This window comes from Staphylococcus sp. GDX8P114P-2 (assembly GCF_017892945.1).
Lineage (GTDB): Bacteria > Bacillota > Bacilli > Staphylococcales > Staphylococcaceae > Staphylococcus > Staphylococcus arlettae.
In genome coordinates this window covers 234,505-246,729 of record NZ_JAESMB010000008.1, presented here as the reverse complement: position 1 = coordinate 246,729, position 12,225 = coordinate 234,505, and the positions used below count along the sequence as shown (strand labels likewise).

The window sequence follows — 12,225 nt, the reverse complement described above, 5'->3', positions numbered from 1 at the left end:
ATGTGAATTAGTATAGACTGGAGTTAACAAATGTTAATAATATGGTTAGTACTTATTATAGTGACAACGCTGCTAGTTAAATGGTTACTCACTACAAAACATGAACAGTATACTTGGGGCCTTTCATTTAGTATTCTCGTATTACTTTGTATTTTAGAAATGGTGTTTGTCTATTTTTTTATAGGTACAGTTGTAGATAAAATAATCCAAGGTTTAGAAGTATTTTACAATTAGAAACAAATTATGAGGTGAAGTTATGAAGATTTATAGTCAAGGGGATCAAGCAATTGTCGTTTCTATTGAAAAAGAAGTATCTCAAGATTTAACGGAGGACTTGTTAGCATTAAAAGATTATTTTGTTGCCCACGATTATCCATTTATTACGGAAATTGTACCAACAGAATCCGACATTATGATTTGTTATGATGCACGAGATATGATTAAACATCATAATATTAATTCTCCATTTAAATATATGAAAGATTTAATAGAATCTATCCAATTAGAAATTCGACATGTACCTTCATCTGAAAATGTGACTGAAATCCCAGTTGTTTATGGTGGTGCATATGGTCCCGATTTAGATGCTTTATTAAACTTCTATGATATGGATTTATCTTCATTTATAAAGTTACATACACAAAATAACTATTTTGTGTCGATGATGGGTTATTCACCAGGCTTTCCGTATTTAACTGGAATGGACAAACGCTTATTCGTTAATCACACAGGAAAGGAAAAGACATTTATTCCTGCAGGTGCAGTAATCATTGAAGGTAAAAAAACAGGTATTAATACTACAGATACATATGGTGATTGGTTAGTTATTGGTTATACACCTATAAAATTATTTGATCCACAACAAGAAGATTTCACAAAACTTAAACTCGGTGATAATGTTCAGTTTAAAGCTTATCAACCACATGAGTTAGATTTAGGGGGCTTTAATCCATGTCAATCATAATTGAAAATGCAGGTTTGTTTTCAAGCTTTCAAGACTTTGGACGTCAAGGGTACGAGCATTTAGGTGTTATTAGAGGTGGCGCTTTAGACCCTCTATCTCATGAAATTGCTAATCGTCTTGTGGCAAATGATAAGAATGAAGCAACGCTTGAAATGACTAATAAAATGGCGAGCATTAGGTTCACGGAACCAACGTTAATAGCATTAAGCGGTGGCACGTTTAAAGCAGCAACAGCAAATTTAACTATTTTGCCGAACAAATTATACTTAATGGAAAAAGGTGATGTTTTAACTTTCATTGAAACTAACCGTACTTCAAGAGTGTATTTAGCAGTCGGTGGTGGTTTCGAATTGGACGATTGGTTAGGTTCTACTTCTACGGATTTTAAATCACACATTGGTGGCTTTGAAGGTAGACAATTACAAACAGGTGATGAAATTAATATGAAGCGTGAGTACACTGAACGCCATCACAAACTGTTTGAAAATTTAGAAGAAACGCATCAAACAAATTGGGGCATAGATGGTTACGCACTATCATTTAATTATATGTCAGATGTTTTTCACGTAATAAAAAATAAAGGTACAGATGATTTTGACACTATGGTGTTAGAACGTTTTACTACAGGTGAATATAAAGTTACGAGTAAAGCAAATCGAGTAGGAATGGTTGTAGAAGGACAATCTGTGAAAGCTTATTATGATGACATGCCTCCGCATCAATCTGTACAAAAAGGGACAATTCAAGTAAAACGTGATGGCACCCCAATCGTGCTGTTAAATGATCATTACACGTTAGGTAGTTATCCGCAAATTGGAACGATTGCTACGTATCATTTAACGAAGTTAGGGCAAAAACATCAAGGTGAAAAACTGAAGTTCCAATTTATCGATGTGGAAACAGCAGAAATGAATTTAGTAAAATATAGCAATTGGTTAAATCAACTGTTTCATGGTATTGAGTATAGAATGCAATTAGAAATGCTTAAATAGTAAATACGTAAGTTGTGGGCAGACTTTAATAAGTACTTGGCTTATTTGGACTTAAACACTACTTATTAAAATTAATGCGAGAATAATGAAAACACGAAGACATTGTTAGAATGTTGCTTCGTGTTTTTATTTGTTAATAAGACTATAGTCCGATTAATTAATAGTAAAACCTACGTATAATTAAATAGCGACTTCAATTTTTGCAATAAAAGCCGAATAAATAATGTTAAAACAAACGGAAACGTTATGCTTTCACTTGAAATTTTGCTGGAATTGCTTTATATTTATTAATTGAACTATATACGTTTTGTTACAAAAAGATTACAAAGCACTCTTGATTGTAAATTGTTTATATAAACTACAAAGAAGATTTTAAATCTAATTTACAGTTGATGTTTAAACTATAAAATTTAAATATTGTGTTAAAATAGTTCACAATAAAATCATGATAATGACATTAATGACAAAATAAAAATGACATATGAGTTATGTTCTTAAATCGACTTTAGAAAATTAATTCAGAAAATATGACAAACTCATGAAGTAACTTCAGCCAAACGCACTATGCGTTGTCTGCGTTATATATTTAATGCAAACAATACATATATTAAATAAAAGTATTTTATTAACTTTTAGGGAATGGAAGATACGATGTCCATCCTATTAAAAAAATTAACGGGGGAAACAATCATGAGTATACACAAGAAAAAATTGACGCTATTTGCGTTTTTTATACTAACAGTGATTACGGTTACGTTAAAAACGTATTTTTCGTATTATGTTGATTTTTCTTTAGGTGTAAAAGGGTTAGTACAAAATTTAATCCTTTTAATGAATCCATACAGTTTAATAGCATTAGTATTGAGTTTATTTTTATTCTTTAAAGGTAAAAAAGCATTTTGGTTTATCTTTATTGGTGGCTTTTTACTTAGTTTCTTATTATATGCGAATGTTGTTTATTTCAGATTCTTTTCTGACTTTTTAACATTCAGTACATTAAATCAAGTAGGTAATGTAGATTCTATGGGTGGTGCCGTAACGGCTTCATTTAAATGGTACGATTTTATTTACTTTGTTGACACAATAATCTATTTGTTTGTTTTAATATTTAAACAAAAATGGTTAGATAAACGTGTGTTTAGTAAGAAATTTGTACCAGTCGTGATGGCAGCATCAATTGCATTATTCTTCTTGAACTTAGCGTTTGCTGAGTCTGATCGTCCGGAGTTATTAACTCGTACATTTGATCATAAATATTTAGTGAAATATTTAGGACCATATAACTTCACAGTCTACGATGGTGTAAAAACAATTCAAAATAAACAACAAAAAGCTTTAGCAAATGAAGATGATTTAACTAAAGTGTTGAATTACACTAAACAAAAACGCGTAGAACCTAATAAAGAATATTATGGTGCTGCGAAGAAAAAGAATGTTATTAAAATTCATTTAGAAAGTTTCCAGACTTTCCTAATAAATAAAAAGGTTAATGGTGAAGAAGTGACACCATTCTTAAATAAATTATCTACTGGTAATCAAGACTTTAGATATTATCCAAACTTCTTCCATCAAACTGGGCAAGGTAAAACATCGGATTCAGAATTTACGTTGGATAATAGTTTGTATGGTTTACCACAAGGTTCTGCCTTTTCATTAAAAGGTGATAACACATTCCAATCGTTACCAGCGATTATGGATCAGAAACAAGGTTACACATCTAGTGTTATGCATGGTGACTACAAAACGTTCTGGAACCGAGATCAAATTTATAAACACTTTGGTATAGACAAGTTCTACGATGCGACTTATTATGATATGTCACAAGAGAACTTAGAAAATCTTGGGTTAAAAGATAGAGAATTCTTTAAGGAATCAGCAAATTATTTAGCCAAAGAAAAACAACCATTCTATAGTCACTTGATCACATTAACAAATCATTATCCATTTACGTTAGCTCCAGAGGATCAAACGATAGAATCACCACAAACGGGTGACTCTACAGTAGATGGTTATGTACAAACAGCGCGTTATTTAGATGAGTCTTTAGAAGCCTTTATTACAGATCTTAAGAAAAAAGGTATATATGACGATTCAGTAATTATGATTTATGGTGACCATTACGGTATATCAGAAAACCATAACAAAGCTATGGAAAAATTATTAGGTGAAGAGATTACGCCGGCTAAATTCACAGACCTTAACCGTACAGGATTCTGGCTTAAAATACCAGGTAAAGAAGGTACTGTAGATGAAACATACGCTGGACAAGCGGATGTTATGCCGACAATGTTACATTTATTAGGTATTGATACGAAAAATTATCTAATGATGGGAACTGATTTATTATCTAAAGAACATAATGATACAGTGCCATTTAGAAATGGTGACTTTATTACAGAAGATTATAAATATGTAAATGGTAAAATTTACTCCAATAAAGATAATGAATTAATCACCGAGAAACCTAAAGACTTTGAAAAACGTAAACAGCAAGTTGAAAAAGACTTAGAAATGAGTGACAGCGTGTTAAATGGTGACTTATTCAGATTCTATGATAATCCTGACTTTGATAAGATAAAACCATCTGAATATAGTTATGAACCAGGCCCTAAAGGGCAAGAAAAACATTAATCATGTAAAAAGCTAAGGCGATGAATATTCGCCTTAGCTTTTTTGTGAATATAGTAATTTTAATAAAAAAACTGAGTGTAGCAAGTAAATAATTGCTACGCTCAGTTTTTTAGTGCCATTATTCAATTAATAGTTGTTCATTATAGCTATTAGTGGAAAGAATGATACGATTATAATTTTCTAAATGTCAGTAATTAATATAGGGAAATTTAACCTAAAGCCACATCTAAAATCATCATAATGGTAAATCCTAACATAAGGCTAAGTGTGGCTAAATCAGTATTTTGACCAGATTGAGAGTCGGGTATCAATTCTTCTACTACAACGAATATCATTGCACCAGCAGCAAACGCTAATGCATAAGGTAACATTGGTGTAATGATTAATACCGTAGCGGCTCCAATAGTGGCAAAAATAGGTTCTACAATAGCAGAAGCCTGACCATAATTGAAAGCTTTCCAACGTGAGGCACCAGCGGCACGTATAGGCATAGATAATGCTGCGCCTTCAGGGATATTTTGAATTCCGATACCGATGGCTAAACCTAGTGCACCTAAGAATGTCGCTTCACCATTTCCTGAGACAATACCACCAAAAGCAACCCCAATAGACAAACCTTCGGGGATATTATGCAATGTAATAGCCAATACAAGAAGGGTATTTTTGTTTAGTTTGTTTGTTTTAGGACCTTCTTGGTATTGCTGGGCATCTACTGCATTTTGGTGTATGTGCGGAATGATAATATCTAAAGCTCGAATAAAAAAACCGCCTAATAAAAAGCCTATTGCAACCGGTAACCATGATAAATTTGAATCCTCATTATAAGAGATAGCAGGTTGCAATAATGACCAAAAACTAGCTGCTATCATGATACCAGCAGCAAAACCTTGCATAGAATTCAGTATTTTCTCGTTAACGTTTTTGAACACGAAAACGGATGAAGCTCCTAAAGCTGTTAAGAGCCAGGTAATAATACCTGCAATAAGTGCTTGCAGATATGGAGGTAAATCTTGAAAAAATTCAACCATAAGCTAATCTCCTTTGTATCATTTGAACTCAAAAAGGTGTATAATATATGGAACTGAAAATAAGTTTAACAGAGATACTCAGAATTTTCGATATTTAAAGGATGTTGAGCATGGAAGCATATAAAATTGAACATTTACATAAATCGTATGCGGACAAAACTATTTTTGACGATTTACATTTATCTGTTTCGGAAGGTGAAAAAATAGGTCTTGTTGGTATAAACGGTACAGGCAAAAGTACCTTACTTAAAGTCATTGCTAATTTAGATGAAGACTATGAGGCTGACATTAATCATCCTAATGCATATCGCATTCGTTATTCATCACAAAAGCAAGAATTTGATGATGATATGACTGTGTTTGAAGCAGTGTTGTCTTCGGAAACAGAAACATTAAAAACAATCCGAACGTATGAAAATGCAATTGCACAATACACTGAACAACAAACAGAAGCTAATTTTCAAATGATGATGCGTGCGCAAGAAGCAATGGACACGCAAGGCGCTTGGGATTATAGTGCAGAAATTAAAACTATTCTATCTAAGTTGGGTATTGTCGAGACGTCGAAAAATGTTAGCGAATTATCTGGTGGACAGCAAAAACGTGTTGGCTTGGCTAAAACTTTAATTGAGCAACCAGATTTATTATTATTAGATGAACCAACTAACCATCTAGATTTTGAATCTATCAATTGGTTAATTAACTTTGTGAAACAGTATCCACACACTGTCTTATTCGTAACTCATGATCGTTACTTTTTAAACGAAGTATCAACACGTATCATCGAACTGAACCAAGGCAAGTTAACTACGTATCCAGGTAACTATGAAAGTTACATTACAATGCGAGCAGAAAATGAAGTAATCGCTCAAAAACAACAACAAAAGCAACAGGCTTTGTATAAACAAGAACTTGCTTGGATGAGAGCAGGTGTGAAAGCACGTACAACGAAACAACAAGCACGTATCAACCGTTTTAATTCGTTGGAACAAGATGTGCAAAATCAACAACAGCAAGATAAAGGATCGCTAAACTTAGCTTATTCTCGCTTAGGTAAGCAAGTATTTGAATTAGACGAAGTGACAAAACAAATTAATAATAAAGTACTATTCGACAGTATTACTGAAGTTATTCAAAATGGTCAACAAATAGGTGTTGTAGGGCCGAATGGTGCAGGTAAAACAACGCTATTAAATATTTTAAGTGGTGAAGATGATAACTTTACTGGTGAGTTAAAAATAGGTCAAACTGTTAAAGTGGCATACTTTAAACAAACAGATGAACGCTTAGACAGAGATATACGTATGATTGATTATTTGAGAGAAGAAAGTGAGACTGCCAAAGAAAAAGATGGCACAACAGTTTCAGTAACACAATTATTGGAGCGGTTTTTATTTCCTAGTGCAACACACGGTAAAAAGTTATTCAAATTATCTGGGGGAGAACAAAAGCGACTTTATTTATTGAAATTGTTAGTACATCAACCTAATGTTTTATTACTAGATGAACCTACCAATGATTTAGATACTGAAACATTAACTATTTTAGAAGATTACATCGATTCATTTGGTGGAACAGTTATTACGGTAAGCCATGATCGCTACTTTTTAAACAAAGTTGCCCAAGAATATTGGTATATTCACGATGGTAAATTAGAACGTATTATAGGCTCTTTTGAAGATTATGAAGCAGTGAAACGAGAACAAGACAAAGCACAAGCAGCAACAGAAAAAGCTAATAATAAAACTCAGCAACAGAATGTAAAAAAGAAGAAAAAAGGGCTATCTTATAAAGAAAAACAAGAATTTGAAACAATACTAGCTAGAATTGATCAAACTGAGGACAGATTGACAACGATTGAGCAAGAAATGATAGAGGCAAGTTCTGATTATGCCAAAATCAAAGAATTAAATGAAGAGCAACAACAACTAGAAAATCAATATGAGAATGATATTGCACGATGGAGTGAACTAGAAGAATTAAATGAACAATGAGGGATTTTAAAACATGGAAACAACTTTATCACATTATTTTGGTTATGAGACTTTCCGTCCTGGCCAAAAGGAAATCATTAGTAAAATCATAGATCATCGCAATGTGTTGGGCGTTTTACCTACAGGTGGAGGTAAATCAATTTGTTATCAAGTTCCAGGTTTGATGCTTGGTGGGACAACAATTGTTATTAGTCCACTCATTTCTTTAATGAAAGACCAAGTAGATCAACTGAATGCTGCTGGGATTAATGCAGCTTATTTAAATAGTAGTATGACTCAAAAACAACAAAAAGCTGTAGAACAAGAGCTATTACGTGGTGAAGTACAATTTCTATATGTAGCACCTGAGCGTTTTGATAATGGGTATTTCGTCAACTTATTACAACAATTGACTATCCCTTTAGTTGCTTTTGATGAAGCACACTGTATTTCAAAATGGGGACACGATTTTAGACCAAGTTACCAAGAAGTTATTCATAAAGTCTTTGCGTTACCTCAAGATTTTGCGATTGTAGCTTTGACTGCTACTGCAACTACAGAAGTGCAAAAAGATATTATGCAACGTTTGAATATTAATAAAAATGATGAGATTAAAACAAGCACTAAACGTCGTAATTTGGTGTTTAAAGTTAATCCAACGTATCAACGGCAAAAATTTGTCCTAGATTATGTTAAAGAACACTCAGATGTTGCAGGGATCATTTATTGTTCGACACGTAAACAAGTGGAAGAGCTTCATGAAGCTTTTCAAGATCAAAATATTCAAAGTACGATTTATCATGCGGGTCTATCAAATAAAGAAAGAGAACAAGCACAAAATGACTTTGTATATGATCGTGTTCGTGTAGTCGTAGCTACAAATGCCTTTGGTATGGGAATTGATAAATCGAACGTGCGATATGTAATTCATTACAATATGCCAGGAGATCTAGAATCCTATTATCAAGAAGCAGGACGTGCAGGTCGTGATGGATTAAATAGTGATTGTATTCTCCTCTTCAGTGAACGAGATATTGGCTTACATCAATATTTTATTTCAGTGTCTAAAGCAGACGATGATTATAAAGATAAAATGGGTGAAAAGCTGACAAAAATGATTCAATACACAAAAACTAAAAAATGTTTAGAGGCCACACTCGTACATTATTTTGAACCTAATGAAAAACTAGAAGAATGTCAGCAATGTAGTAATTGTGTACATGAAAATAAAACTTACGATATGACAGATGAAGCTAAAATGATAATTAGTTGTATTGCCAGAATGAAACAACAAGAAAGTTACAGCGTGATTATTCAAGTATTAAGGGGCGAGACATCGGACTATATTAAATATTGTGATTATGATCAGTTATCAACTCATGGATTAATGAAAGATTATACAACATCAGACTTAAGTCATTTAATTGATGAACTTCGCTTTAAAGGCTATTTAAATGAGCATGATGAAATATTAACGTGCGATGCATCAGTGAAAAAATTATTAAATGCGAATGCAGCAGTCTTTACAACACCATTTAAACGTAAGTCTAAAGAGAAAGTTAGTATTAACACGGTAGAAGGTGTTGATAAAGCTTTATTTGATGAATTAAAATCAGTGCGACAACAACTAAGTGAACAATTAGAAATAGCGCCTGTAAGTATTTTTTCAGATTATACATTGGAAGAATTTGCCAAACGTAAACCTGAATCAAAACAAGATATGATTGCTATTGACGGTGTCGGAAGTTATAAATTAAAACATTATTGTCCTAAGTTTTTAGAAACAATTCAATCCTATAAAGCACAAATTTAGTGCATATATACCGTTAGTTGAAGTACTAAAGGTACAAACAGAAGTTTAAAGCAAAACAAGCAGTACATGATCGTCTGCCCATGTGGTTTTGTGATGTAAACTTCTTTTTTTGAAAGAAACTAATAACTTTGACTTGTGTAAATAATTATATTTAAGATGTAAATGAATAGGGAATAGAGCAAACAATGAGGTATAACTACTATATTTCGAAATGAAAATGAAGGTGACAGTTATGATAGAATTTAAAAACGTAACAAAGCGTTATGGTGAGAAAACAGCAGTTGATGATGTGTCGTTTAACATTGAACAAGGGGAGTTCTTTGTGTTGATCGGCCCTTCAGGTTGTGGGAAGACTACCACTTTGAAAATGATTAATAGATTAATATCATTGACGAATGGTTATATATATTTTAATAGTAAACCAATTAGTGATTATCCAATATATGAAATGCGTTGGGATATTGGCTATGTATTACAACAGATCGCTTTATTCCCGCATATGACCATAAAAGAAAATATTGCTCAAGTGCCACAAATGAAAAAATGGTCAGAACAAGACATAGAACAGCGTGTGGATACATTACTTGATATGGTTGGTTTAACGCCAGAGCAATTTAAATACCGAAAGCCTGATGAGTTATCAGGTGGGCAAAGGCAACGTGTAGGTGTTATTAGAGCATTAGCAGCAGATCCACCCGTTATCTTAATGGATGAACCATTTAGTGCATTGGATCCTATTAGTCGTGAAAAACTGCAAGATGATTTAATCGAATTACAACGTAAAATTAAGAAAACAATCGTCTTTGTGACGCATGACATTCAAGAGGCAATCAAATTAGGGGATCGTATTTGTTTATTAAATGAAGGACGGGTCGAGCAAATTGATACACCTGAAAACTTTATGAAACATCCTAAAAATGATTTTGTGAAACAATTTTTAGGTCAACATATACAGACATCACCTACAATAGCATCTATATTACCTTATTTAAGTGAAGCGGAAGTGTCATCAGTTACAAACACTCCAACGTTAAAGAGTACGGCTAAAATAGAAGAAGCGTTTCAGTTATTAGCACAATATGACATGATAACCATTATTGAGACAGAGTCTAAGAAGAATTACCAATTGCATCGTAAAGATATGTTTACTTACTTAAATAAGCAAAATAAAGGGGGAGTGTTACAATGAATGCTTTAATTGAGACACTCTCGGAACGTAAAGGCGAACTATTGACGACAATTGTCGAACATATACAGTTATCCTTTATTGCTTTGTTGATAGCAGCTTTAATAGGGGTACCATTAGGTATACTATTAACTAAAACGACTAAATTTGCAGAAGTGGTAATGAATATCGCAGCGATTTTACAAACGATACCGTCTTTAGCGTTGTTAGGATTAATGATCCCATTATTTGGTATCGGCAAAGTACCTGCTGTAATTGCGCTTGTTGTATATGCATTGTTACCTATTTTAAGAAATACATATACAGGAATAAATGAAGTAGATTCATCTCTCGTTGAAGCAGCAAAAGGGATTGGTATGAAACCGGGTAGAAGGTTAGCAAAGGTTGAATTGCCAATAGCAATGCCCGTGATTATGGCTGGTATTCGTACTGCTATGGTTTTAATTATCGGCACAGCGACCCTTGCCGCACTAATCGGCGCAGGTGGACTGGGTGATTTGATTTTACTAGGTATCGACCGCAATAATTCAGCATTGATTCTTATTGGTGCTATTCCAGCTGCATTATTAGCCATAATTTTTGATATTGTACTACGGTTTATGCAACATTTATCTTATAAAAAATTAGTGATGTCATTAGCTATTATCGCTGTTATTTTAATACTAGTAATTATTGCACCGTTACTTGCTAATAAGGGTGATAAGGTAACAATAGCAGGTAAATTAGGCTCAGAGCCATCTATAATTACAAATATGTACAAAATTTTAATTGAAGATAATACGGATGATACTGTCGAAATTAAAGATGGTATGGGCAAAACATCATTTTTATTTAATGCTTTAAAATCTGATGATATTGATGGATATTTAGAATTTACAGGTACAGTATTAGGTGAACTGACGAAAGAAGATTTACAATCTAAAGAAGAAAGTAAAGTTTATCAACAAGCAAAAACGAGTTTAGAGGACAAGTTTGATATGACGATGTTAAAGCCAATGTCATATAATAATACTTATGCGTTAGCAGTAAAACGTGATTTTGCTGAAAAGCATAACTTAAAATCAATTGCTGATCTTCAAAAAGTAGAAGACCAATTAAAACCTGGTTTTACGTTGGAATTTAATGACCGAAAAGATGGTTATCCAGCTGTTAAAAAAGCTTATGGTTTAAATTTAAATAATATTAAAACAATGGAACCTAAGTTAAGATATCAAGCCGTTGAAAACAATGATATTAATTTAATTGATGCGTATTCAACTGATGCTGAATTAAAACAATATGATATGGTTGTTTTAAAAGATACGAAAAAAGTATTCCCACCATATCAAGGTGCGCCAATGTTTAAAGAATCTTATTTGAAAGACCATCCAGAAATCAAAGACCCATTAAATAAACTAGCTGGTAAAATTACAGACGAAGAAATGCAAGAGATGAACTATCAAGTTACCGTTAAAAAGCAAGATCCTTATGAAGTGGCTAAAAACTATTTAGAAAAACATAACTTGGTTGACTAAAATTACAAGATTCAAATATTTTGCTGAGATTAGCTATATAAATTCTACTAGCAATGTTGCATGTAGAACGCTAGTCTCAGCATTTTTTAATTAATGAGAGTAGATTGCTTTTCAACAGATTAAA

At 32.8% G+C, this 12,225-nt stretch carries 9 protein-coding genes; 8 read left to right on the top strand and 1 reads right to left on the bottom strand.

Annotated features, from left to right (window positions below):
- The first annotated feature begins 30 nt into the window (after positions 1–30).
- The 4 genes from KA845_RS04265 (at position 31) to ltaS (ending at position 4,587) form a co-directional block, all read left to right on the top strand.
- The gene (locus KA845_RS04265; RefSeq protein WP_002508901.1) at positions 31–234 is read left to right on the top strand and encodes a hypothetical protein; all 204 of its coding nucleotides are present in this window, start codon (positions 31–33) and stop codon (positions 232–234) included.
- 22 nt (positions 235–256) lie between these two features.
- Positions 257–964 carry a 5-oxoprolinase subunit B family protein gene (locus tag KA845_RS04260; RefSeq protein WP_002508900.1) on the top strand — a complete coding sequence of 236 codons (708 nt, stop codon included), beginning with the start codon at positions 257–259 and terminating at the stop codon, positions 962–964.
- Entirely contained in the window at positions 952–1,956 is a 1,005-nt protein-coding gene (locus KA845_RS04255) for a 5-oxoprolinase subunit C family protein (protein ID WP_002508899.1), read from the top strand. The genes KA845_RS04260 and KA845_RS04255 overlap by 13 nt, the downstream gene beginning before the upstream one ends.
- A gap of 690 nt (positions 1,957–2,646) precedes the next feature.
- A complete protein-coding gene (ltaS, locus tag KA845_RS04250) occupies positions 2,647–4,587 on the top strand; it encodes a polyglycerol-phosphate lipoteichoic acid synthase LtaS (RefSeq protein WP_002508898.1) in 1,941 nt (646 codons plus the stop codon).
- Positions 4,588–4,796: 209 nt separating this feature from the next.
- Here ltaS and KA845_RS04245 read toward each other — a convergent pair whose 3' ends face one another.
- On the bottom strand, positions 4,797–5,615 hold the full coding sequence (locus tag KA845_RS04245; protein ID WP_002508897.1) for a ZIP family metal transporter: 819 nt from the start codon (positions 5,613–5,615) through the stop codon (positions 4,797–4,799).
- 104 nt (positions 5,616–5,719) lie between these two features.
- Here KA845_RS04245 and KA845_RS04240 point away from each other — a divergent pair, with 104 nt between their 5' ends.
- The 4 genes from KA845_RS04240 (at position 5,720) to KA845_RS04225 (ending at position 12,101) form a co-directional block, all read left to right on the top strand.
- Positions 5,720–7,609 (top strand): ABC-F family ATP-binding cassette domain-containing protein, encoded by a 1,890-nt coding sequence (locus KA845_RS04240; protein ID WP_210127815.1) that lies wholly within the window; start codon positions 5,720–5,722, stop codon positions 7,607–7,609.
- Between the two features lie 13 nt (positions 7,610–7,622).
- Positions 7,623–9,401: a DNA helicase RecQ gene (recQ, locus tag KA845_RS04235; protein ID WP_002508895.1), complete on the top strand. Its 1,779-nt coding sequence runs from the start codon at positions 7,623–7,625 to the stop codon at positions 9,399–9,401.
- Positions 9,402–9,633: 232 nt separating this feature from the next.
- Positions 9,634–10,590, top strand: a complete 957-nt coding sequence (locus tag KA845_RS04230; protein WP_021459145.1) for an ABC transporter ATP-binding protein — start codon at positions 9,634–9,636, stop codon at positions 10,588–10,590.
- Positions 10,587–12,101 (top strand): ABC transporter permease/substrate-binding protein, encoded by a 1,515-nt coding sequence (locus tag KA845_RS04225; protein WP_002508893.1) that lies wholly within the window; start codon positions 10,587–10,589, stop codon positions 12,099–12,101. Before KA845_RS04230 ends, KA845_RS04225 begins: the two co-directional genes overlap by 4 nt.
- Positions 12,102–12,225 lie beyond the last annotated feature (124 nt).